The 21,944-nt window shown below is 53.3% G+C and carries 29 protein-coding genes, 1 other RNA gene and 2 pseudogenes; 18 read left to right on the forward strand and 14 right to left on the reverse strand.

Annotated elements, in window-relative coordinates; genetic code table 11:
* Positions 1 to 8: 8 nt before the first annotated feature.
* A complete protein-coding gene (locus tag WLO32_RS15775) occupies positions 9 to 296 on the reverse strand; it encodes an RnfH family protein (protein ID WP_435945941.1) in 288 nt (95 codons plus the stop codon).
* Positions 286 to 723, reverse strand: coding sequence for a type II toxin-antitoxin system RatA family toxin (locus WLO32_RS15780; RefSeq protein ID WP_435945942.1), 438 nt, complete (start codon positions 721 to 723; stop codon positions 286 to 288). The genes WLO32_RS15775 and WLO32_RS15780 overlap by 11 nt, the downstream gene beginning before the upstream one ends.
* 153 nt (positions 724 to 876) lie before the next feature.
* Between WLO32_RS15780 and smpB the strand changes: the two genes are divergently transcribed.
* From smpB to WLO32_RS15805, 5 genes and pseudogenes are all read left to right on the forward strand, one after another.
* Positions 877 to 1,359, forward strand: a complete 483-nt coding sequence (gene smpB / locus WLO32_RS15785; protein WP_435945943.1) for an SsrA-binding protein SmpB — start codon at positions 877 to 879, stop codon at positions 1,357 to 1,359.
* 78 nt (positions 1,360 to 1,437) lie between these two features.
* Positions 1,438 to 1,801, forward strand: a transfer-messenger RNA (tmRNA) gene (gene ssrA, locus WLO32_RS15790).
* A gap of 183 nt (positions 1,802 to 1,984) precedes the next feature.
* Positions 1,985 to 2,402 (forward strand): annotated as a pseudogene (locus WLO32_RS15795) (integrase arm-type DNA-binding domain-containing protein); the annotation flags it as partial.
* Between the two features lie 56 nt (positions 2,403 to 2,458).
* A pseudogene (locus WLO32_RS15800) lies at positions 2,459 to 3,380 on the forward strand (IS3 family transposase); the annotation flags it as partial.
* A 57-nt stretch (positions 3,381 to 3,437) separates the two neighbouring features.
* Positions 3,438 to 3,539 carry a hypothetical protein gene (locus WLO32_RS15805; protein WP_435948317.1) on the forward strand — a complete coding sequence of 34 codons (102 nt, stop codon included), beginning with the start codon at positions 3,438 to 3,440 and terminating at the stop codon, positions 3,537 to 3,539.
* A gap of 38 nt (positions 3,540 to 3,577) precedes the next feature.
* Here WLO32_RS15805 and WLO32_RS15810 read toward each other — a convergent pair whose 3' ends face one another.
* The 4 genes from WLO32_RS15810 to WLO32_RS15825 all read right to left on the reverse strand — a co-directional run bounded on the left by WLO32_RS15810 (position 3,578) and on the right by WLO32_RS15825 (position 5,581).
* The gene (locus tag WLO32_RS15810; protein ID WP_435945945.1) at positions 3,578 to 4,648 is read right to left on the reverse strand and encodes a glycosyltransferase family 9 protein; all 1,071 of its coding nucleotides are present in this window, start codon (positions 4,646 to 4,648) and stop codon (positions 3,578 to 3,580) included.
* 77 nt (positions 4,649 to 4,725) lie between these two features.
* Positions 4,726 to 4,983, reverse strand: a complete 258-nt coding sequence (locus WLO32_RS15815; RefSeq protein ID WP_435945946.1) for a tail fiber assembly protein — start codon at positions 4,981 to 4,983, stop codon at positions 4,726 to 4,728.
* Positions 4,877 to 5,281, reverse strand: a complete 405-nt coding sequence (locus tag WLO32_RS15820; RefSeq protein WP_435945948.1) for a tail fiber assembly protein — start codon at positions 5,279 to 5,281, stop codon at positions 4,877 to 4,879. The genes WLO32_RS15815 and WLO32_RS15820 overlap by 107 nt, the downstream gene beginning before the upstream one ends.
* Before the next feature lie 156 nt (positions 5,282 to 5,437).
* Positions 5,438 to 5,581, reverse strand: coding sequence for a hypothetical protein (locus WLO32_RS15825; RefSeq protein ID WP_435945950.1), 144 nt, complete (start codon positions 5,579 to 5,581; stop codon positions 5,438 to 5,440).
* 358 nt (positions 5,582 to 5,939) lie between these two features.
* Here WLO32_RS15825 and WLO32_RS15830 point away from each other — a divergent pair, with 358 nt between their 5' ends.
* The 4 genes from WLO32_RS15830 (at position 5,940) to WLO32_RS15845 (ending at position 8,176) form a co-directional block, all read left to right on the forward strand.
* Positions 5,940 to 6,137, forward strand: a complete 198-nt coding sequence (locus WLO32_RS15830; RefSeq protein ID WP_435945952.1) for a hypothetical protein — start codon at positions 5,940 to 5,942, stop codon at positions 6,135 to 6,137.
* A 1-nt stretch (position 6,138) separates the two neighbouring features.
* Positions 6,139 to 6,909, forward strand: coding sequence for a hypothetical protein (locus tag WLO32_RS15835; RefSeq protein ID WP_435945954.1), 771 nt, complete (start codon positions 6,139 to 6,141; stop codon positions 6,907 to 6,909).
* Positions 6,910 to 7,322: 413 nt separating this feature from the next.
* Positions 7,323 to 7,685: a tlde1 domain-containing protein gene (locus tag WLO32_RS15840; RefSeq protein ID WP_435945956.1), complete on the forward strand. Its 363-nt coding sequence runs from the start codon at positions 7,323 to 7,325 to the stop codon at positions 7,683 to 7,685.
* Positions 7,682 to 8,176, forward strand: a complete 495-nt coding sequence (locus WLO32_RS15845) for a hypothetical protein (RefSeq protein WP_435945958.1) — start codon at positions 7,682 to 7,684, stop codon at positions 8,174 to 8,176. The genes WLO32_RS15840 and WLO32_RS15845 overlap by 4 nt, the downstream gene beginning before the upstream one ends.
* Before the next feature lie 55 nt (positions 8,177 to 8,231).
* On the opposite strand, the gene murP is transcribed toward WLO32_RS15845, so the two are convergent.
* Genes murP through WLO32_RS15865 form a run of 4 tightly spaced genes read right to left on the reverse strand, consistent with a single transcriptional unit; the run spans position 8,232 to position 12,330 of the window.
* Complete coding sequence (murP, locus tag WLO32_RS15850) at positions 8,232 to 9,674, reverse strand: PTS N-acetylmuramic acid transporter subunit IIBC (RefSeq protein ID WP_435945959.1); 1,443 nt, start codon at positions 9,672 to 9,674, stop codon at positions 8,232 to 8,234.
* Between the two features lie 2 nt (positions 9,675 to 9,676).
* On the reverse strand, positions 9,677 to 10,585 hold the full coding sequence (murQ, locus tag WLO32_RS15855) for an N-acetylmuramic acid 6-phosphate etherase (RefSeq protein ID WP_435948318.1): 909 nt from the start codon (positions 10,583 to 10,585) through the stop codon (positions 9,677 to 9,679).
* 36 nt (positions 10,586 to 10,621) lie between these two features.
* Positions 10,622 to 11,197 carry a DUF2057 family protein gene (locus tag WLO32_RS15860; protein WP_435945960.1) on the reverse strand — a complete coding sequence of 192 codons (576 nt, stop codon included), beginning with the start codon at positions 11,195 to 11,197 and terminating at the stop codon, positions 10,622 to 10,624.
* 53 nt (positions 11,198 to 11,250) lie between these two features.
* Positions 11,251 to 12,330, reverse strand: a complete 1,080-nt coding sequence (locus WLO32_RS15865; RefSeq protein ID WP_435945962.1) for a porin — start codon at positions 12,328 to 12,330, stop codon at positions 11,251 to 11,253.
* Positions 12,331 to 12,562: 232 nt separating this feature from the next.
* On the opposite strand from WLO32_RS15865, the gene WLO32_RS15870 reads away from it, so the two are divergent.
* Together WLO32_RS15870 and WLO32_RS15875 are read left to right on the forward strand one after the other, a co-directional pair.
* Positions 12,563 to 13,417 (forward strand): SIS domain-containing protein, encoded by an 855-nt coding sequence (locus WLO32_RS15870; protein WP_435945963.1) that lies wholly within the window; start codon positions 12,563 to 12,565, stop codon positions 13,415 to 13,417.
* Positions 13,418 to 13,463: 46 nt separating this feature from the next.
* Positions 13,464 to 13,988, forward strand: a complete 525-nt coding sequence (locus WLO32_RS15875) for a rhodanese family protein (RefSeq protein ID WP_435945964.1) — start codon at positions 13,464 to 13,466, stop codon at positions 13,986 to 13,988.
* Here the strand turns inward: WLO32_RS15875 and WLO32_RS15880 are convergent.
* Complete coding sequence (locus WLO32_RS15880; protein WP_435945966.1) at positions 13,985 to 14,665, reverse strand: hypothetical protein; 681 nt, start codon at positions 14,663 to 14,665, stop codon at positions 13,985 to 13,987. The two genes, WLO32_RS15875 and WLO32_RS15880, sit on opposite strands and share 4 nt — an antisense overlap.
* Positions 14,666 to 14,796: 131 nt before the next feature.
* On the opposite strand from WLO32_RS15880, the gene WLO32_RS15885 reads away from it, so the two are divergent.
* Entirely contained in the window at positions 14,797 to 14,976 is a 180-nt protein-coding gene (locus tag WLO32_RS15885; RefSeq protein WP_435945967.1) for a hypothetical protein, read from the forward strand.
* 111 nt (positions 14,977 to 15,087) lie between these two features.
* On the opposite strand, the gene WLO32_RS15890 is transcribed toward WLO32_RS15885, so the two are convergent.
* Complete coding sequence (locus WLO32_RS15890; protein ID WP_121264275.1) at positions 15,088 to 15,375, reverse strand: DUF2623 family protein; 288 nt, start codon at positions 15,373 to 15,375, stop codon at positions 15,088 to 15,090.
* A 324-nt stretch (positions 15,376 to 15,699) separates the two neighbouring features.
* Between WLO32_RS15890 and alaE the strand changes: the two genes are divergently transcribed.
* On the forward strand, positions 15,700 to 16,155 hold the full coding sequence (gene alaE / locus WLO32_RS15895; protein ID WP_435945969.1) for an L-alanine exporter AlaE: 456 nt from the start codon (positions 15,700 to 15,702) through the stop codon (positions 16,153 to 16,155).
* A gap of 31 nt (positions 16,156 to 16,186) precedes the next feature.
* On the opposite strand, the gene WLO32_RS15900 is transcribed toward alaE, so the two are convergent.
* Positions 16,187 to 16,528: a DUF2002 family protein gene (locus WLO32_RS15900; RefSeq protein WP_435945970.1), complete on the reverse strand. Its 342-nt coding sequence runs from the start codon at positions 16,526 to 16,528 to the stop codon at positions 16,187 to 16,189.
* 159 nt (positions 16,529 to 16,687) lie between these two features.
* Between WLO32_RS15900 and WLO32_RS15905 the strand changes: the two genes are divergently transcribed.
* Positions 16,688 to 17,014, forward strand: a complete 327-nt coding sequence (locus WLO32_RS15905) for a DUF883 family protein (RefSeq protein WP_435945972.1) — start codon at positions 16,688 to 16,690, stop codon at positions 17,012 to 17,014.
* An 80-nt stretch (positions 17,015 to 17,094) separates the two neighbouring features.
* Here the strand turns inward: WLO32_RS15905 and WLO32_RS15910 are convergent, their stop codons facing one another.
* A complete protein-coding gene (locus WLO32_RS15910) occupies positions 17,095 to 18,426 on the reverse strand; it encodes a PLP-dependent aminotransferase family protein (RefSeq protein ID WP_435948319.1) in 1,332 nt (443 codons plus the stop codon).
* A gap of 132 nt (positions 18,427 to 18,558) precedes the next feature.
* On the opposite strand from WLO32_RS15910, the gene WLO32_RS15915 reads away from it, so the two are divergent.
* The 4 genes from WLO32_RS15915 to nrdE all read left to right on the forward strand — a co-directional run bounded on the left by WLO32_RS15915 (position 18,559) and on the right by nrdE (position 21,937).
* Positions 18,559 to 18,990, forward strand: a complete 432-nt coding sequence (locus WLO32_RS15915) for a carboxymuconolactone decarboxylase family protein (RefSeq protein WP_435945974.1) — start codon at positions 18,559 to 18,561, stop codon at positions 18,988 to 18,990.
* 186 nt (positions 18,991 to 19,176) lie between these two features.
* Positions 19,177 to 19,413 carry a glutaredoxin-like protein NrdH gene (gene nrdH / locus WLO32_RS15920; protein ID WP_435945976.1) on the forward strand — a complete coding sequence of 79 codons (237 nt, stop codon included), beginning with the start codon at positions 19,177 to 19,179 and terminating at the stop codon, positions 19,411 to 19,413.
* Positions 19,410 to 19,817: a class Ib ribonucleoside-diphosphate reductase assembly flavoprotein NrdI gene (nrdI, locus tag WLO32_RS15925; protein ID WP_435945977.1), complete on the forward strand. Its 408-nt coding sequence runs from the start codon at positions 19,410 to 19,412 to the stop codon at positions 19,815 to 19,817. Before nrdH ends, nrdI begins: the two co-directional genes overlap by 4 nt.
* 38 nt (positions 19,818 to 19,855) lie before the next feature.
* Positions 19,856 to 21,937 carry a class 1b ribonucleoside-diphosphate reductase subunit alpha gene (gene nrdE / locus WLO32_RS15930; RefSeq protein ID WP_435948320.1) on the forward strand — a complete coding sequence of 694 codons (2,082 nt, stop codon included), beginning with the start codon at positions 19,856 to 19,858 and terminating at the stop codon, positions 21,935 to 21,937.
* Positions 21,938 to 21,944: the final 7 nt, after the last annotated feature.

Raw genomic sequence — 21,944 nt, forward strand, 5'->3', positions numbered from 1 at the left:
CGCCTTTTTTATTTCTGCGATTTAGCCGCGCGTTGTCGCCGCAGCTCTTTGGGGTCCGCAATCAGCGGGCGATAAATTTCCACTCTGTCACCCTCATTCACCTCATCGCTGAGCTTTACCGGGCGGCTGAAAATACCGACTTTATTCTTACTGAGATCGATGTCGCTACGCAGCTCCAGCAGGCCAGAAGCCTCTATCGCCTGCTCCACCGTACTGCCCTGCGCCAGCTTTACCTGACGCAAATACTGCTTTTCGGGCAGCGCGTAAACAACCTCGACGTTGAGATCAGGCGACACTGTAAACCTCTTTGGCCCGCGTGGTAAAAGCCTGAACCATACTGCCTGCAAGCTCTTTAAAGATGCGGCCGAACGCCAGTTCTATCAGCTTGTTCGTGAACTCAAAATCCAGCTGGAACTGAATGCGGCAGGCGTCGGCGCCCAGCGACGTAAACGTCCAGCCTCCCCGCAGGGATTTAAACGGCCCGTCGACGAGGTGCATCAAAATGCTCTGGTTGCTGGTTAATGTATTGCGCGTGGTGAACGTTTTGCTGATCCCCGCTTTTGAGACGTCTACCGCCGCCGTCATCTGGCTGGCGGAAACATCGATAACCCGGCTGCCGGTGCAACCAGGTAAAAAGTCCGGGTAGGCGTCCACATCGTTCACTAACTGATACATCTGCTCCGCGCTGTAAGGCACCAGGGCAGTACGACTGATCTGAGGCATAGCTTTTCCTGTGAGTCATACAACCTATAAATAATAACATTTATCTCCGGGCAATGAAAAATTCTAAGCCGTGGGCATGCTAAGATAACTCCTTTCCGCCCGCAGTGAAGCGGGGTGTCTTTGAACTCTTGATTGCGTATACTGAGCAGCACTATGACAAAGAAAAAAGCACACAAACCTGGCTCAGCCACCATTGCGCAGAACAAACGCGCCCGTCACGAATACTTTATCGAAGACGAATTTGAAGCGGGTCTCGTACTGCAAGGCTGGGAAGTAAAAACACTGCGCGCCGGGAAGGCCAATATCAGCGACAGCTACGTCATCTTAAAAGACGGCGAAGCCTTCTTGTTCGGCGCAAACTTCACGCCGCTGAACGTCGCCTCAAGCCACGTGGTCTGCGATCCGACGCGTACCCGTAAGCTGCTACTGAACCAACGCGAGCTGGACAACCTTTATGGCCGCATCAATCGTGACGGCTACACCGTAGTCGCGCTTTCCATGTACTGGAAAAACGCCTGGTGCAAAGTAAAAATTGGCGTAGCGAAAGGTAAAAAGCAGCACGACAAACGTACGGATTTGAAAGACCGCGAATGGGCGCAGGATAAGGCGCGTATTATGAAGCACGCGGGGCGCTGATTACCCTCGTGTGAACCTTAGCAAGGCAGAGGGCTGGTAACGGACGACAAAACTCTGTTATACTTACAAAACACTTGTGGGGCTGATTCTGGATTCGACGGGATTTGCGAAACCCAAGGTGCATGCCGAGGGGCGGTTGGCCTCGTAAAAAGCCGCAAAAAAATAGTCGCAAACGACGAAAACTACGCCCTAGCAGCTTAATAACCTGCTAAGAGCCCTCTCTCCCTAGCCTCCGCTCTTAGGACGGGGATCAAGAGAGGTCAAACCCAAAAGAGATCGTGTGGATACCTTGCCTGGGGTTGAAGCATTAAACTTAATCAGGATAGTTTGGTAATGGCGTGTCTGTCCGCAGTTGCCCGGCGAATGTAAAGATATGACTAAGCATGTAGTGCCGACGGTCTAGGAATTCCGGACGCGGGTTCAACTCCCGCCAGCTCCACCAAAATCTTCAATCGATGATTACCAGAGTCATCCGATAAAGTCTAAATAGCCCGCACGGCGCAAGCCCTGCGGGCTTTTTTGTGCCTGTGATTTGTCCCGCGAAGTCTGAAGCCAACTCGAACCTTTTAGGCACCGCATAAAGCTTTATTGTTTTTGAGGTGCCTAAAACTATGGAAACCCGGCAATGGCAAGACAAACCAAACCTCTATCCGTTAAGGAAATCAAAGCCGCCAAACCTAAAGATGCCGATTACCAGCTGTATGATGGTGACGGGCTTACTCTGTTAATCAAGTCCAGCGGTAGTAAGCTCTGGCAGTTCCGTTACTATCGGGCCTCTGACCAAGCAGCGAACCAAGCAGAGCTTCGGTGCCTACCCTAACGTCTCACTTTCTGATGCGCGTAAACTCAGAGCCGAATCTCGAGTTTTATTGGCAAAAGATATTGATCCTCAGGAACATCAAAAAGAACAGGTGAGGAATTCTCAAGAGGCCAAAACCAACACTTTCCTGTTAGTTGCCGAGCGTTGGTGGAATGTGAAGAAAGCCAGCGTAACAGAGGACTATGCCGACGATATCTGGCGCTCGCTTGAGAGAGATGTTTGGACTGACCCCGCCCCGATAGACGATCCTGCCCAATAGTTTGGGCACAGGAGGAGCATATGGTCACACCAAGATTTACACCTGAATTTAAGGAAGAAGCCGTCCGTCAAATAACGGAGCGCGGTTATTCCGTTGCCGAAGTATCCGAGCGACTGGGAGTTTCTGCACACAGTCTTTACAAGTGGTTACGGGCCATCAGGCCCGATAACAGCGAGCAGCACGCCTGTGATTTGTTGGAAGCCAGCCAAAAGTGAGATGCTGAAACTCAGGGCGCAGTTAAAGCGTACCGAAGAAGAGGGGGACATTGTGAAAAAGGCCACGCGTTACGTTGCAAGGGAGCCCGGCTGAGAATTACCGCTTTATCAATGAACATCGTGGTGTATGGGGTGTCATGACAATGTGTCGGTTACTGTATGTCGCCCGGGCCGGATTCTATGCGTGGCTGCACAATCCGGTCTCGGCACGCGATATAGATAACCAGCGCCTGCTGACGCTCATCCACGATTCATATTCCCTGAGCGGTGGCGTATATGGCTATCGCCGGATTCATGGCGATCTGAATGAAGTCGTGGAATCTGTGGTAAAAACCGGGTGAGCCGTATTATGCAACTGAGCCGGCTCAAAGCCGTACGCGGCTATAAAGCGCCACTCAGGATAGCGGGCAGACCTTCAGCCATTGCCCCTAATCGTATGCAGCGGCAGTTTACCGTCATTCGGGCCAATCAGGTTTGGGTGAATGATATTACCCATATCCGTACCTGGCATAGCTGGCTGTACCGGGCGGTGGTTATCGATCTCTTTGCCCGTAACTTAAACTCCTCTCTCACGTGAACTGGTGCTGGATGTGCTAATGATGGCCGTATGGGGTCGAAACCTAAAAGTGGGGTCATCGTACATTCGGACCAGGGCAGCCAGTACGGCAGTGATGACTGGCAGCGCTTCTGCTGGGCCAACAACCTGGCCCAGAGTATGAGGCGGCGTGTAACGCGCCTGATGGGGAAAGCGGAAAAAATAAATGTCACGCTTCCCTCATTATTGATGCGTCATATCGTTCAGTTTGTTGCAGCACATCCGGAATATGGAAGCCGTTCGGGCTTCCTGTCGCGCGTAGCTGCTGATAAGGTTATAAATCAACGATAGCTATATTTTAAAGGCTGGTAAATAAACCAGCCTTATTATTAACTTATAACTTTTATAGTCGCAGCAACTATTTCCTCTGATGGTATTGAAGAAAGCTTGCTTTTATTATTACTGTTTTCATTACAAATATAATCTGAGGCATATAGAACCTGATGCAGTTCAGTATCCTGCTGGGGGACGCTGGCTTTTTCTTGTTTGACAGTAAAGAGACTTACTGTTTTTGTTTGCAAAGCAGTAGCAATGTGTAGCGATCCCGTATCTGGAGTGATAAGAACAGTAAAATTATTAATTAAATTCGCCAACTCATGCAAAGATGTTTTCCCAACATGATCAACAACCTTTTCTGATAGTTCAGGTTTCAGTAACTTGTAAAATTCTTTGGCCAAATTAGTTTCACTTTTAACACCAATCAAGTGGAAAGTACAATGAGGATAAGCTTTTAATATATTAGCAACAACCTGCGCGGCAATGACCGCAGGGAAATGCCTGTCGAATCCAGATGCACCAAGCTGGATACCTATATTTAATCCTCTGTTTGTTTTTTCCCCGACAGGCGAAGGATAAAACATCGTTTTCCCTTCAGTTTTAATACCTAGCCTCTTGACAAGAGATAAGTCATTTTGAACAGGTGGATAAACTCCCCCCATAACTACAGCATCGCATGCCTTAGTTAAAACCTTCCGTTCATTGCCAAAATAATGTTTCATGAGACATGAAACACCTGATAATGTCATTGCTATAATATCATAGGGACATTTCGAGTGAAATATAATACCTAACTCAGGCTTTTCTTTTCGAATTTGCTTACCAACTCGAATTACCTCCTTCATATTTTCACCCATATACTCAACCTCGTCGATATATGGACACTCCTTAATTAAATCTTTATTGCCATGGCTCGTAACGACAATTATCTTAACATGCGGATTAGCGTCCTTGAGAGCTTTAATTGCTGGCGTACAAAATAAAAAATCACCAAGCCTTTTATTGTTTAGTATAACTATCTTTTTAATCTTAGTAAAATCTAACTCATCGGGGGAAACCCTTACGCTCTTCCTGATAAAACTAATTATCCATTCTAGCACCTTCATTTTTATTTTGAATGACATGAAATCTTCCTATTAAGTAATCTTGCTAATGATTCTACTCTAACATTCATAGCAATCCAATAATCTCTCCCCCTAACTCAATTGCAAACTGGCGGAGACGACCACTGAATATCTTGAGCTTCGTTGATATCAACACGGCTGAGTGGTACTCGGTACTTTTTCCATTCAATCAAACACTCAACTTCTGCATCCGTCGCAAAAGATAAATCAACCGCATCCTGTAACGTTTCAATGGTCAGCGTGGCCCTCTTGCATGAGCCGCTTTTTCTCACTTTCAGCGAAAGACACTGCTGCAGCACACTCTGCTTCTGTGTCTTTCTCCCACCCTTCACCATTCCAGTCCATGTAGTTTCCGTCAGGGGCGATTGTCGTTACGTCTGCAGGTAAAGCACCGAGCCCGTTTCTTTGCTGTAGAGCGTTTGATTTTGGTAGTCCTCGACAATCTCCCACTTTGTTCCGATAAATACGGTGACTTTTCCCTCTGACACGTCCGTCTGCGCAATATTTGCCGTCTGCCGGTAGACCTGTATTAGCCGGTATACAGACATCACCCGCGCCAATAAACTCTCTGGTATCTGCGCCAAGGTTATAAATTCGGATAGTGCGGTCTTTACCTGAAAATTTAAAAGCCATTATGCAAGCCTCACGATGTAGTTATAAGCAATGTCTTTTTACGGTATTGTCTGCGTTACCGGCAACAGTGATGGTGTGGGTATGTAATCCCATCACAACCGAGTGTGTGGACCTACAGCTACCGTGGGTTGTCGCATCCACAACGTCGAGCGTTTCTCATGCGTTTTTTTGCGCATCCTGAGCTTTCGCGGCTATTTCTGAAAGATTTTGATCGATCCGCAAGAACAGGCCATCGCCTGTCGCCACTTTTACTTCAATATTTGTCGTCTCTGATACCGCAAGACGGTATTGCAGGTTCACGCTGACACCATTTTCCGGTTTTCAATAGCCGTACAGTTCGCAACTGGATACAGCTCATCTGCATCTGCCAGCAGTCGCCTGAACAGGAAGAGCAGATCGGCGGATTATTATTCGAGTTGCTCAACGTCATGGTCGAAGATTTAAAAACGCCACGCTTTATTCGCAGTGAAACGGGTCTGCGGATGATTGGCGGACATACGAAGCCGGATATCCACTGACATGCAACGGGCAGCAGCGACCCGATCCGCGCCGCCTGTCCGTTCAGAAGCACTCAGGCCCCTCTTTTCAGCATAACCCTATGGCTGAGGCATCATTATTCAACCAGGCTTGTCTGTTTTCTTCATAAGGATGTATCCGCATGCGTCGTTTTCTTCTGTCGATCTTTTCCAGCCCCGAGCTGCTTTTGCAGGTGATGAGCCATCAGGATGTTGTTGAATCCGTTGAGGATGGAGATCGTATTATTATCGACCAGGATGGTAACGCATCGGTGAATTTTAAAAGCAAAGAGGTGCGCGAGGATTTTCTGCGCCATGTCAACGCGTTGAAGAGAGCCTGATATGGGAACGGCGATCTTTATGGTGCTGATGGTATGCGGCTACTGGTACACGAGCCGGGACCTGTCCACGCGTTTTAAGATTAAGCGCTCCTTCGGCTGGGACGTCTATTTTCTGGTGGCCCTTTATGGCTGCATCTTCGTGCTGCAGGGCGTTATCGCCACCGGCCTGATCTGGCTGCTTTTGCTCGCGCTCTCTGCCGCCATAAACGCATTACACCTTATGCCCGGCAATTATGCCGACTGGCAAATGGTCTTTATGAACTGGAGCTTTCTTGGTATCCAGGCGCCCGTTGTCATCATGCTGACCTTCGCCGTATTTTTCTGCCTGTACCGTTCCAACTGGGCCGGCAGCGCGCGGCTGGATGGCAACGGCAGGAAAACGCTCTATAAGAGCCTCGCGCGCTCAAGCGGTATCGAACAGCTGCTTTACCAGTGCATGGAGGAAGGTGAGCTGGCGCTGGTTACGCTTAAGTCGAGACGGATTTACATCGGCATGATCCACACCGCGACGCTTGAATACGAAAAAACGGCAAACGTGGTGCTGATCCCCATGCTGAGCGGCTATCGCGACGGAGAAAAGATGAACCTGTGCATTGAGCATAATTACAGCAAGTGGTATGCCGATCATGATATCACCCTGGATTCAGAGCCCAAAAGCGCCATGGCTTTCCGCAAGGTGATCATGCTGGATCAGATTGAAAGCCTTTCACTCTTTGACCCCGCCAGCGCAAGCGCGCTGGCGATGGAACCGCCGCCGCAAAAAGTCGATTAGGCTTCACTTTTGTAGTTCCGAAGCAACACGGAACGCTGTTACCCTGGGTATCAGCGTTCCTTTCCTGTTCCTGAATTCGGAACAATTAATCTGATTTCAGAAAACAGCCTTTGATTCAACGGGCGGTTCTATTTTCCCGATATACATAAACAGCCTGCCACGATGGCTTGTCGTTTATGACCTGTTCCTCATCAATAATTCCCGTACAAATATTCATTATTTAAATAACCATATAAATAAACACAATATATTCACTAACCGTATAGCACAAATTACCGGCCGCCCCCACTTTTATAAAAGCCCAACCTGTTAGATTATTGAATGGCTTTAAATGACGGCAATTGAACGAAAATGGCAAAATTAAAACGTTTATGGCCTGTAAAGATTAGTTGAACAGATATTAAGGAGATATTATGACCTGGACGGATCAGCAGAGCCCGGGAAAGATATACCATAATGGTCAGTACGTAGATACGGGCTATTCGGGCGCATTAACCAAAAAGAATAATCCATCCTGGCAGCAGGTAAAAGGATTAGGCCCCTTACCTCGCGGCACCTATCGAATCACCGGCTATTTATCCTCTAAAGGCCCCTTGACCATTATTTTACAGCAAGAAACCGGCCTGTCCTTCGGACGTTCGCTGTTTCGCATTCATGGCGAGAAGCGCCCTCCGGCAAAGCCGGGCTATGCCTCAGAAGGATGTATTATTCCGGGCCCCGTTACCCGCAACCGGATCTGGTTGTCTGGTGACCGAATCCTGGAGGTTGTAGAATGATTCATTCCCGGCTACCTGCCCTGTTACTGGCTGTGATGATGTTAACCGCCTGCGCAAACGGTAATGATGGCAGGCTAATCAAAGATATCGAAGCAGGAAATATCCAGACGCTGGAAAAGCTGCCAGAAACGGTAAAGCAAATTAGCCCTTCTTTAAAGGATGCGCAATCGGCGCAGCTAGCCGAAGCGCTGGGGTTTGCTTTAATAAAAAATCCATCAGTAACGCTACAGGCGACTGATGCAATGGATAAGTCTGAGGATACGCTTGTTCAACGTTTTGGTACTGGTGCGGTCTGTGCATTACCTTTAATCATGGATTATACCCGCCAGTCCACCTTGCGATATTATCAGCTGGCGACGAATTCGTTGATAAAAACGGGCATGGCCGCGCAGGCATGCCTCGATATTATGCAAGCTTCTATGGATGAAATTAAGGCCGAGGATGCCGAGGGTAAAATAAAATGGGGCAATAAAAGATTATCAGAAAGGTGATACAAAAAAGAGCAGGCGGCAAAGTGAGTTTGAGGGAAAGCCGCCTGCCCCGGTTCTAAGTCAGATCGACATCCTTATAGCCAAAGAACCAGGTGATGATAAAACCGCTGATATAAGAGATAAGCACACCCGCGGCGTAAATCCCCATCCCGGCATAGATGCCCTGGGCGGAGGTCATCAGCGGCAGCGATACCAGGCCCGACGGGCCGAACACGGTATTCAGGCCAATCGGCAGGCCGAGCCAGGCAACCAGTCCAATGAAGAAGCCGCCGCAGGCGCCGCCGAGACAGGCGGTAACAAAAGGCTTCACGCGCGGCAGCGTGACGGCGTAAATCAGCGGTTCGCCCACGCCCAGCAGGCCGGGAATGATCGCCCCTTTGACCTGATTACGGGTCATAGAATGCTTAGCCGAGCGGAAGTAAAGCGCAAGCGCGGCCCCCACCTGCCCGCCGCCGGCCATGGCCAGAATCGGGAACAGCGAGTTGAAGCCCTGCACGTCCATCAGCGCGAAGTAAACCGGGATAAAGCCCTGGTGAACGCCGAACACCACCGCAATCAGGAACAGGCCCGCGAGGATTGCGCAACCAAACGGGTTACCGTTCAGGTGCAGGAACAGCCAGGACATGCCTTTAAACAGCTCGCCGCCGAAAGGCATAATCAGCGTGAACGTCAGCGCGCCGGTAATCAGCAGCGTCAGCAGCGACGTGACGATCATATCCAGATTATCCGGGACGATCTTACGGATCTGGCGCTCAATCCACGCGCCCAGAATAGAGGCAATCAGCACGCCGATAATGTTGCCGCGCGGGTCGATGCCCATCCCGAAGAAGTTATCGATACCGGAGAAGTACCCTACCGTCGCTTCCGGGTTGTAGCCCAGCAGGAACAACGAAGCAATAATGGCGCCGTTTACGCCCGAGCCGCCAAAGGCCTTCTGCGCGTTATAGCCAATCAGGATCGGCAGGAAGGTGAACAGCCCCTTGCCGAAGATTTTCATGTAGCCGACGATATGCACGATGGCGGCATTTTTTTCGGCGGCGTCGGTCAGCAGACCCTGTTCAATTAAGGTGGCAAAGCCCAGCAGCATCCCTGCGGCGATAAAACCCGGAATCAGCGGGGTAAAGATGGTGGCGAACTTGGCAAGGAACTGATGCACCACGCTGTTTTGCCTGGCCTTCATCTTCTGTTTAGTGTCGCTTGCAACCGAGCCGACGCTCGGTTGTTCAGAGACGGCGCCGGCACCGTTGGCCAGCATCGCATTCATCATTTCGGCGGCGGTCTGCGCCTTACCCGGCCCGAGAATGATTTGCAGCTGATCGTCGCTGTTGATAACGCCCAGCACCCCGGCCAGCGCCTTAAGTTTGTCATGCTCAATAAGCTGGTCGTTGTTAAGCGTAAGACGCAGGCGGGTCATACAGTGCCCGCAGGTCTGGATATTACTTTTATTGCCGACCAGCTGCAGAATTGTGGCAATCAATTGTTCCGTAATCTTAGCCATTGCTAGATCTCCGTATTGGCTAACGCCTGGCGAATAAAGCCGTTGTTATCATTTAAAAGTTGTTTTGCCTGCGCGGCCGTCAGCTTGCCCAGCACCATGACGATGGCGGTTTTGCAGTGGCCGCCGCAGGCTGTCAGCGCCTGCGAGGCGGTTTGCTGGTCACAGTCGGTCGCCTGCATCACGATGTTGATCTGGCGCTGAACCAGCTTCTGGTTAGTGGCCTCTACGTCCACCATCAGGTTGCCGTATACTTTCCCGCTGCGGATCATCGCCCCGGTAGTCAGCATGTTCAGCACCAGCTTTTGCGCCGTCCCGGCCTTCATGCGGGAAGAGCCGGTCACCACTTCCGCGCCAACGACCGGCATGATGGCAATCTTCGCGATGCGGGTGATTTCGCTGCCCGCGTTACAGGTCAGCGCGACGGTGACAGCGCCCAGCTCGTTGGCGTAGTTCAGCGCCGCCACGACGTAAGGCGTGCGGCCGCTGGCGGCAATACCTACCAGCACATCCTTTGCGTTAAAGCCGATGTTTTTCAGATCCTCAACGCCCATCGTCAGGCTGTCTTCGGCGTTTTCAACCGCCTGTAATATGGCCTGGTGGCCGCCTGCAATCAGCGCGACGACCTGCTCACGCGGCGTGCCGTAAGTTGGTGGGCACTCACTGGCATCGAGAATCCCCAGACGTCCGGACGTGCCGGCGCCGCAGTAAATTAAGCGCCCGCCTTTTTGAAAAGCAGCAACGATGGCATCGACAGCCTGAGTGATAGCCGGGATCACCTTTTCAACCGCCAGCGCCACCTTCTGGTCTTCCCTGTTAATCACTCTTAGCATCTCTTCCGTAGAAAGCATGTCGATATTTTCGCTTTGAGTATTACGGCCTTCGGTGGTCAGGGCAGATAAATCGATTTTCATCATTGTCTCGCTATGCGTTTATGCCAACTGGCAGAGTTAAAGTTCCAGCGCCCAGCGCAAAAAGGCTTTACGTTGGGTCGCGTCTAATTTCAAAAATTCACTTTGCACCCGGCTTAGGGACATCTCATGTCCGGCAGATGCTCCGGCTGCGGTCCGCGGCGTGCCGGCAGCCTGAGGTAAATACTGGCTGTAATCCGTCATCAAAGTACTTTGCGGCACAGCTACCGGCTGGCTGTTCAGTACAATAGACGAACCCGCGGCACTGCTGAGTACAAAATGTGGATCCTTTGCGGCCTTACGCGCTTCATTTTCCGTACGCGGCGTCGCGGTGGTCAGCGTCATCTCTCCGGTGAGCGGCGCATTAAACGTCAGCAGCCAGGGATCGGATGTGATGCGGCCCTGGCTTTCGTTTGCGGAGCCGGGATTGGTGGGGGCATCGAAACGCACAATCATCGCCTGCTCGCCGGCGCCAAGCGTTATCGACTTCGCCAGCGGATCGATTTGCGCATCGCGCGCAGCCAGAACGTTTACATTTTCCCCCATTTTCAACGTGGAGGCCACGCTAAGGCCGGATAGCGTAAGCAATAGCAGAGTTAACAGCGTTCTGAACATTTGTTTCTCCTTTCGTGGCCGGAACGGTTATCCCGCTCCGGCCGGTTAGCAAATCAGAATTCGTAGCGCAGCCCGGCGTGATAAAAACTCTCTGAAGCAGAGCTTCCGCCAAACGACACGCTGCGGCCGGTGATAACGTTTTTGCCGTCCTGCCCGTTACGCAAAATATAGGCCGTGTAGATTGAGCTACGCGGGGTCAGCCTGTACTGCGCCTCGAAGGTGGTATCACGCAGCTCCAGCTCATCGCCGCCTTCATTATTGAGATAACGGTAGCCGGCGCGTACCGCCCAGTCGCTGTTGATGTCGTAAACGGCGGTGAACTCCCAGTTTTTATCTTTGCTGTCCGCAAGGCCGTTGGTATAGGTCACGGTATCCTGCGAGTAGAGCAAACCGAGCATCAGCGAACCGAGGTAGTAACGCGTGCCGGCGCCGCCATAGGTAAAGGTGTCTGCGCCGTTGGTGCGGCTGTTATCGCTCTGCTTCGCACGGGTTTTCTGGAAAGCGACAACGGGCGCCAGCTTCCCGGCCTCCCCCATATCCAGCGTGTAGCGCATCGCGGCGTTATAGCCGTAATCCAGATCGGAGGTGTTGTTGCCTATGATCCAGGCGGTAGAAAAATCAAAGTCGCCAAAAGTATTCTGATACTGGACGGTGCCATCCTGACGGAAAACCTGCACGGCGGTCGGGTCGATGTGTCGCGCCTGGCGTGCGGTAGAAACGTCTGAGCTGGCGAACACGTCGCCGATGTCGGTAAACATAATCAGGCCGGAGGAGACGCGGCCGCCGGTAAGTTTCCCGTATTCGGACATGTCCAGACCGGCCCAGACATAGCGCGCGGTCAGGCTGTCGTTTTCGCCTTCAACGTTGTTGGCGTACTCGGCGGAGTTGACCTGATACTGGGCAAGACCTATCACCGACACGGTGTCATTCACCACCTGGCGTCCGCTTAATCCGAAGCGTCCGTCAAAGTCGCCCTGCGCATCGCCGGTTTTTTTATCGGAAATGTTAAAACCTAAACGGCCATACAAATCTACGGTCGATCCGTCTTTACCTTTATAAATTTCAGCTGCTTGCGTAGAAAAGCTGGCCATCAAAACCAGCGCAGAAAGAGTACAAATTTTAGCTTTCATCATCGTCATTCCGTTAGCGAATAAATTATAAGTTGGTCTGGCGCCGAATGGAATAATTAATGATCACAAAGCGATTGTGAAGGAATATTTTATTCTTTTGCAAATAAATGTGACCGTCTTCATACAATTTGTGTGATAAATGAACCCGTAAAAAAGCGCTTTTCCGGCAGGCTTTGTTGCCTTTCAGGCAGGAGAAGGTGATGATCGTACTGGACTTTTTTGCGGAGAAATTCTGGTGCTGTACCGTCAAAAACTGATTGAGAATCTGGCGCGCTTTACGCCGGGCGAGCGTAAGATTGCGGACTTTATTATCAACAGCCCCGAGGCGTTAAAAGAGCTCTCCTCGCAGCAGCTGGCGCAAACGCTTGGCGTCAGCCAGTCGGCGATAGTGAAATTCGCCCAAAAGCTGGGGCTGAAGGGTTTCACAAAGTTCAAAATGGCGCTGGTTGAGGAGTGGGGAAAGCAGGTTTCTGAGCGTAAACGCTCCTCGCCTCTGCATAACGATATCAGCAGTCAGGATCCCCTCGCTGATGTGGCGAATAAGCTTCTGAATGAAAAACTTAGCGCCATCAAAAAAACGACTGACAGCCTTGATATGGCTCAGTTTGAAAAGGTGGTCGCCGCGCTTCAGGCCGCCCGGCGCATTCATATTGCCGCCATCGGCGGCTCCTCTCTGGCGGGAAGGGATCTTGCCTGGAAGCTGATAAAAATAGGGTTTCCTGTGCTGATGGAATACGACAGCCACGTGCAGCTGACCATCGCCCAAACGCTGAGCAACCGCGATGTGATGCTGGCCATCTCCTCTTCCGGGCGGCGTAAAGAGGTTGTGCTGGCCGCAGAGATAGCAAAAGCAAAAGGCGCAACGGTAGTCGCCATTACCTCCCTGCAGGACAGCGAGCTCAGAAAGCTGGCCGATTATACTCTCGACACCATTGCCGATGAGCTGCGCTGGCGAAGCTCATCCATTTCCTCGCGCACGGCGCAGCTGTGCGTGAGCGACCTGCTGTTTATGAGGCTGCTGCAGCTTAACGAAAGCGCAGGGATGAGAATGATAGAACAAAGCCGCGACCTGGTTGAAAAATTAACCTGATGCCGCTCGTATCCTGCCCGATTCATTAACGCTCCTGAGGAACGCCATGACAATGCAGAGTATTTCCCCCGCCGAGGCCAAAGCGCTGCTTGCACAAGGCGCTGCGCTGATCGATATCCGCGAGCGGGATGAATATGCCCGCGAAAATATCGCTGAGGCGCATCTCCTTTCGCTTTCCGCAATCGAAAACGGCGACCGGCTTGGCCCGTTTGAGCCTTACGATACGGTGATTTTTTACTGTCAGTCGGGGGCGCGCTCGTCGCAAAATGCGCAGAAGCTGGCGCAGGCCGTCGCGCCGGCTAAGGCCCTCCTGCTGGCAGGCGGCCTGAACGCATGGAAGAAAGAGGGGCAGGAAATACTGGCCGATAAATCTCAGCCTTTGCCGCTGATGCGCCAGGTTCAGATAGCGGCGGGCGCGCTGGTGCTGGCCGGCGTCCTGCTGGGGTATGTCCTTCATCCCGGCTTCTTTTTGCTTTCCGGCTTCGTCGGCGCGGGCCTGCTGTTTGCCGGCGTCAGCGGGTTTTGCGGCATGGCGCGGCTGCTGGCCGTCATGCCGTGGAACCGACGCTAGCAGTCGTGAACTTCCGTCCAGTTGTAGTTGGTAAAGGCAAGCCGCACGACAGATGCAACATCCCCATAGCTTTCCGCCTGATGCGCCCTGAAATACTCCCTGAACCGGGCAGGAAGAAATTCTGCCTGGTAGCGCAAAATCGTGCTGTGCCAGAACGGCGGCGGCAAGGGAATATCGCCATGACGCGTGAGCACCTTATCGCGCCAGGGTGAAGCAAGCAGCTGCCGGGCAAACGCCTCTTTGGCCGTGTAGCTCTGCTCGTCCGGCACCCCGGCTATAAGCAGCTGATTGGGCAAGGCCACGAGCCGCAGACCGCTAATGTTCACCACATGATTTTTGGCATTTTTTGCGAAGATAGCCGATAAATTTGCATCGATATCGGCGATATCGCAACGCTGATATATCGGCATAGTGACCGCGAAGAAGGTGAAATGCAGCCCCGTTAAGGGCATGGCATCCGCCAGCGGATCGTCCTGCGCCAGCCCGGCGATTTCCGATAACAGCTTATATAGCGGTTCGGTTAGCGAGGGCTTAATGCCGCTGGTAATGGCGAGCTTTTGCCGATCGTAAAAACCCTGTTCCAGCACCTTTCCACGGTTGGGATGAGCGGCCCAGCGGGCGAGGGTTTTCTCGCTGGTATGGGTGTAAAACTGTTGTAACTCATTGGGATTAAACATCGCGCCTCCTTTCCCTACCCTATACCAGCCGCGCACAAAACGTTATGCGACTATTCTTTATCGGCCGGCTGGTCTGATCTATGTTTATAGGTATAACCGGCAGTTTAATACCTTATTTTGCGAGGCTATATATGTTTAAACCAGGCGATCTGATTCAACCAAAAAAGGGCGGGCCAAAGATGGAAGTGCTTGACGTGCAGGGAGATGAGGTGGTTTGCGCACCGGCCAACCCGCTCAGCGGCGAACAGGTCAGGCTGAAAGCATCTGAGATAACGCTGTATAAAGAGGAAGGTGATTTCGGCGTTTGCTGACCGGCCTGTGCAGGCGGGCAGCGCTGCCCGCCAGAATCCAATAAAATATGCCCTGTCCTTGTCATCGCCAGTTTTCAACAACCGGGCACGGGGGTATAGAATCGGCCTTAATCAATAGCCCTTTTCATAACCCGCCAAAAAACATTTCACCGCCACATCGGCTTTAACTTCTTTAAAAAAGTCCGCCACTAATTCTTTATCGAGGTTGTAGCGCCGGGTCAGAACGCCCGCCTCCCAGGCCGCGCGCTGGCGATCGCCGGTTTGCTCAGAAATGCGGTGGGTAAACCCCAGTACAAAGCCGCGCTTATAGTCCGAACAGAAGCGTGCCACTTTGGTGACACTGTCAGCTTCGCGGGCTTTAAGCCCCGCCATCAACCCCTTGCCAAAATGGTTCTCCACCTGTCTGCCCTCATGTGGTTAGTCGTTATATAAATTATTATATAACGATCTTGCGGCCGCTGGACAGCATAAAAACGTTTTGTTTTTAACCATTTGATTTTTAAAAATAACATAACAAGTGGACGACAAAATCAGGAAACGGATGCGGATAACGACCTTTTAGCGGATTTAATTGACAAAACGCCTGTAAATAAAAATTTTTCTCTAATTGTTCATTTCAATGCAGCCAGATAATCTATTCATCTCGCACAAAAACAAACCTTATCACTAGCCATAGCGGTAAATACTGGTTTTTATGGCTGTTCATTCCCTGGAGTCAGAATAATGTTTTCGCCTGAGTCACGTCTTCGCCACGCCGTAGCGGATACCTTTGCGATGGTGGTTTATTGCTCGGTAGTAAACATGATGATTGAGATCTTTCTGTCGGGAATGAGCTTTGACCAGTCCCTTTCATCACGCCTTGTGGCCATCCCGGTGAATATTCTCATCGCCTGGCCATACGGCATGTACCGCGATGCCTTCATGCGCTTCGCCAGACGCCGCAGCGATGCAAGCTGGGTAAGAAACCTCGCGGACGTGCTGGCGTATGTCACCTTTCAGTCGCCGGTCTACGTGGCAATTTTGTTAACCGTCGGGGCCGACTGGAACCAGATTGTCGCCGCCGTAAGTTCGAATATCGTGGTGTCGATGATGATGGGTGCGGCTTACGGCTATTTCCTTGACTACTGCCGCCGCCTGTTTCGTCTTAGCGGCTACCGGAACGCCAAAGCCGGGGCATAGAGCTGTGACTGGCGCAGCGCCAGCCCACAGATTAATGCTCGCCGAACAGTCCTGAGAGATAACGTTCCAGTGCGATGCGTGAGCTAAAGCCGTGCGGAATGCCGTAATGCTGGTGCGCGTCTCCGGCCAGATAAAGCGGAAACTGCTGATAGTGATCGCAGGTTTTAATTTCCGAGGCGGGATCGGCCAGCGACTGGCTGCGTTCTTTCAGCGTGGGATGAATGATCAACGCCGTACGTCCCATACGCGCTTCGCGATTAACATACACGTAGTCTTCGCCGCGGCGATAGCCATAGGCTTTGGGGGTCACTTCATCCATGGTAAAACCGGCTTTCTCAAGTACGCGGGCCACCTCGTCAGGTCTTAAGTACATAATTTTTCCTCGTCATCTTTTTAGCTTCGCAACCATACAATAACCAGCATTAGCAGGGCTTTCGGATTAGTCCATAAAGACGGTGAAAGACCGTGACCTGCCTCATTACTAAAAATTATGGTCTACACTGAAAGTCACATCGCAAATAGGGAGAAGCAAATGATTAACCGACCAAATCGTAACGAAGTTAATGAAGGCGTTGATGATATTAACCACGACGTGAACCAGCTGGCGGATACGCTCGAAGAGGTTCTTAAGTCTTTTGGTAGCGATGTTAAAGAAGAAGGCGAAGCGGCGCGTAAAAAGGCTGAATCCCTCCTGAAAGAAACCCGGGCCCGCATTCAGGGTCGTGGCCGCGTAAAACAAGCCGCCTGTGATGCGGTAAGCTGCGCGGACACCTACGTGCGCGAAAAACCATGGCAGAGCGTGGGGATTGGCGCAGCCGTCGGCCTCTTCCTCGGTGCCATTTTGGCCTCACGTCGCTAAGCGCGCGGCGATACCAAAGCCAGATAGCGATAGTTGATACTAAATACGCGTCGACCCCGGTAGCCCTGCTGCCGGGGTTTTTACGTTATGGCCTGTCTTAGCTGTCGGGCGTAGCGCCGCGCCATCTCCGGCGAAACCACATTAGTAAAGCTCATGAGAATTCCCCCCTCGCCTTTTGAGATCGTCCGCCAGTCGCTCAGCGCCTGAACGGCAAGACCCGCTGCGCGAGCGCGGGCAACCAAAGCACGATCGTCGCCCTTTACGCGCATCACAAGCTGAATGCCGCCCGCCTGCGGCACCACGTCAAACCCCTCGTTTTGCAGCGCCGTTTCCAGCCATACGCGACGTTCGCCGTAGCACTGGCGCATTTTTTTCAGGTGACGCCAGAAATGACCTTCGCGCAGAAAGTCGGCAACGGTCTGCTGAATAAGTATCGATACCGTACAAGGCAGGAAGCGGGCCTGCCGGCTGAACGCCTCGGCCTGCTGCCGCGGCACGACCAGCCAGGCGACGCGCAGCGCGGGGAACATCGATTTGCTGAACGTCCCGGCGTAGATCACGCGCTCCGGGCCGTCCAGGCTTTTGATCGGCGGCAGCGGTTTGCCGTGGTAGCGGAACTCGCTGTCGTAATCGTCTTCGATTATCCAGCCCTGCCGCGAGGCCGCCCAGTCCAGCAACCGGTGGCGCCGGGTAAGCGAGAGCGCCACGCCCAGCGGGCTTTGATGGGCGGGAGTGAGCAAGGCGAAACGCGCCTGCGGATAATGCTGCAGGGCGTAGTCAACCTGCATCCCTTCATCGTCCACCGGCACCGGCTGAAGCCTCATGCCGGCGTCGGCGAAGACCGGGCGCACATAGCGATAGCCGGGATCTTCCAGCCAGATGCCGTCGCCGGGCTGGGCCAGCGTTCGCGCCACCAGCCGCATCGCGGCCTGAAATCCGGCGGTGATAAATATCTGCTCCGGCTGGCATTCAATACTGCGCGAAAAACGCAGGTAGTCGGCGATAGCCTGCCTGAGCGTGGATTCACCGCGGTTTTCCGGCATCACTAAATCGTAGGGCGTTTGCAGGCGCAGGCGTCGCCCCATCAGTCGCACCCACAATGCCCGCGGAAAAGCATCCAGCGCCGGCAGCCCCATCTGAAACGGCAGCGGCGCGCCCTGCGGCCGGCTGGCGGGCACCTTCTGATTGCTGGCCGGAGCGGTTACCGAGGGGCTGACGAAGGTCCCCGCCTGGCCGCGTCTTTCAAGCCAGCCCTGCGCCACCAGTTCGCCGTAGGCGTTTTCCACCGTTGCCCGCGCCACGCCCAGCTCAAGGGCCATAGTGCGCCCCGAAGGCAGCCGGCTGCCGGGCGGCAGCTCGCCGTCGCCGATCGCCTGTTTAAGCTGCCGGGCAATCTGCTGATAGCGGGGAATAACATGGTGAGCGTTCACTACCAGTGAGATGGACTTTGCCATTATGGCCTGCTTTTTTAGTTAATTTATGGCTCTCTTTAGCAGTCCATCATAGTGCTAAATTGCTCCCACACCAACATGAGGAGCCCCACCATGATCGCCTTACGACAGCCATACTTCGACCTTTCCCCGACGGTATTTAAACCTATGCGGCAGGCGCTAAAAGGGCTGGAAGCCAGCCCCCTTGGCTCGACGCTGATCGAACTGGTTTTTCTGCGCGTCTCGCAAATCAACGGCTGCGCCTATTGCCTGGAAATGCATGCCGGCGCCCTGCGCACCGACGGCGTGGACCAGGCGAAGCTGGACGCGCTGGCAGGCTGGAAAGTGAGCCATCACTTCAGTGATAAAGAGCGCGCGGCGCTGGCCTGGGCGGAAGCAATAACGTTAATTACCGAAGGCGGCGCGGAAGACGCCGTGTACGAACCGCTGCGGCAATTTTTCACCGCCCAGGAGATAAGCGATCTGACCTTTGCCGCCAGCCTGATGAACGCTTTTAACCGTCTGGCGATTAGCATGCGGAAGTAGTCCGTTGCGGCGGCGGGCGCTCGCGCTTATCCAGCCTGTTTTCACCCGTGGCGGCTAAACGCAGCGCTACCCGCCGCGCTGCTCATTCAGGCATTGCTTATCTGAAAATACTATATCTTGTATGGTTGATAATTTCCCTCACCACATCTAGTATTCATATTCTCAACCACAGAGAGAATAAGAATCATGCGCATTACCATATACACTCGCAACGACTGTGTTCAGTGCCACGCTACAAAGCGCGCAATCGAAAACCGTGGGCTCACTTTTGATCTGATTAATCTCGATTTACATCCTGAAGCCGCGGACGATTTACGCGCGCAGGGCTACCGTCAGCTGCCGGTCGTGGTCACCGACCAGGAAAGCTGGAGCGGCTTCCGCCCGGATATGATTAATCGTCTGCGCGTCCAGGCCACCGCATGAGCAACCTCGTCTACTTCTCAAGCTCGTCGGAGAACACCCTGCGTTTCGTTGAGCGCCTTGGGCTACCCGCCGTGCGGATCCCGCTGGACAAACAGCGGCTGGAAGTGACGGAGCCATACATCTTAATCGTGCCGAGCTACGGCGGAGGCGGGATTGCGGGCGCGGTGCCCGCCCAGGTGATTCGATTTTTAAACAACCCCGCCAACCGGGCCCTGCTGCGCGGCGTCATCGCCAGCGGCAACCGCAATTTCGGTGAAGGCTTTTGTCGGGCGGGCGACATCATCGCTCAGAAATGCCAGGTGCCGTACCTCTACCGCTTTGAGCTGTTAGGTACCGACCAGGACATTGAGAACGTGCGTAAGGGAGTAAGCGAATTTTGGCAACGACAGAAGCAATCCGCGTAACCACAGCAGACGGCGCGGACTATCACGCGCTCAACGCCATGCTGAATCTTTATGATTCCGAAGGCCGCATCCAGTTTGAAAAAGACAGGCTGGCGGTAGAGAAGTTTCACGAGCAGCATGTGCTACCCCGCACGCGCAGTTTTGCCAGCCAGCACGCGCGCCTTAGCTGGCTTGTCGCTGAGGGCTACTATGATGAGCGCGTGCTCGCGCGTTACGATCGCGGCTTTGTCGTTTCCCTGTTCGGAAAGGCGCACAACAGCGGTTTTCGCTTTAAAACCTTCCTCGGCGCATGGAAGTTCTACACCAGCTACACGCTGAAATCTTACGACGGCAAAGAGTACCTTGAGCATTTCGAAGACCGCGTGGCCATGGTGGCGCTGACGCTTGCGCAGGGCGACGAAGAGCTGGCGTGCAGCCTGGTGGAAGAGATGCTCAGCGGCCGTTTCCAGCCCGCCACGCCGACATTTTTAAACTGCGGCAAACAGCAGCGCGGCGAACTGGTTTCCTGTTTCCTGCTGCGCATCGAAGACAACATGGAGTCGATCGGCCGCGCGGTGAACTCCGCGCTTCAGCTTTCCAAACGCGGCGGCGGCGTGGCTTTCCTGCTCTCGAACCTGCGCGAGGCGGGCGCGCCCATTAAGCGCATCGAAAACCAGTCGTCCGGCGTTATCCCGGTGATGAAAATGCTCGAAGATGCGTTTTCCTATGCCAACCAGCTTGGGGCGCGTCAGGGCGCCGGCGCCGTCTATCTGCACGCTCATCACCCGGATATTCTCCGCTTCCTTGATACCAAGCGTGAGAACGCCGATGAAAAGATCCGCATCAAAACGCTCTCCCTGGGCGTGGTGATCCCGGATGTCACCTTCCAGCTGGCGAAAGATAACCAGCCGATGGCGCTCTTCTCCCCTTACGACGTGGAACGCATTTACGGCAAGCCGTTCGGCGATATCGCCGTCAGCGAACTTTATGAAGAGATGGCGGCGGACGAGCGCATTCGCAAAACCTTTATCGACGCCCGCGACTTCTTCCAGCGCCTGGCGGAGATTCAGTTTGAGTCCGGCTATCCGTACATCATGTTTGAAGATACGGTAAACCGCGCCAGTCCCATTGCCGGGCGCATTAATATGAGCAACCTGTGCTCGGAGATTCTGCAGGTCAACAGCGCCTCGACCTATGACGAGAATCTTGATTATGCGCAGGTCGGCAAAGATATCTCCTGCAATCTCGGCTCGCTGAACATCGCCCACACCATGGATTCGCCGGACTTCGGCCGCACGGTGGAAACGGCGATTCGCGGGCTGACGGCGGTGTCGGATATGAGCCATATCCGCTCGGTGCCTTCCGTTGAGGCAGGCAATGCGGCCTCCCACGCCATTGGCCTGGGACAGATGAACCTGCACGGCTATCTGGCGCGCGAAGGCATTGCCTACGGCTCGCCGGAGGGGCTGGATTTCACCAATATTTATTTCTACACCATCACCTGGCATGCGGTGCGCGCCTCGAATTTGCTGGCCCGGGAACGCCGGCAGCGTTTCGCAGGCTTCGAACAGTCGCGCTACGCCAGCGGCGAGTACTTCAGCCAGTATCTGCACGAAAGCTGGCAGCCCAAAACGGCGAAGGTGCGCGAGCTGTTTGCCGCAGCGGGCATCGCTATTCCGACTCAGGAGCAGTGGCGGCAGCTGCGTGACGAGGTGATGGAGTACGGCCTGTATAACCAGAACCTGCAGGCGATTCCGCCGACCGGCTCCATTTCCTATATCAACCATGCGACTTCGAGCATTCACCCTATCGTCTCGCGCATTGAGATCCGTAAAGAAGGTAAAACCGGCCGCGTTTACTATCCGGCTCCGTTTATGACCAACGACAACCTGGAGTTTTATCAGGACGCCTACGACATCGGCCCGGAAAAAATTATCGACACCTACGCTGAAGCCACGCGCCATGTCGATCAGGGGCTTTCGCTGACGCTGTTCTTCCGCGACACCGCCACGACTCGCGATATCAACAAGGCGCAGATTTACGCCTGGAAAAAGGGCATCAAAACCCTCTATTACATTCGCCTGCGGCAGATGGCGCTGGAAGGAACTGAGGTGCAGGGCTGCGTGTCCTGCGCTTTATAAGGAGAGA

Origin of the sequence: Dryocola mayonis (assembly GCF_051307045.1) — a bacterium.
GTDB lineage: Bacteria > Pseudomonadota > Gammaproteobacteria > Enterobacterales > Enterobacteriaceae > Dryocola.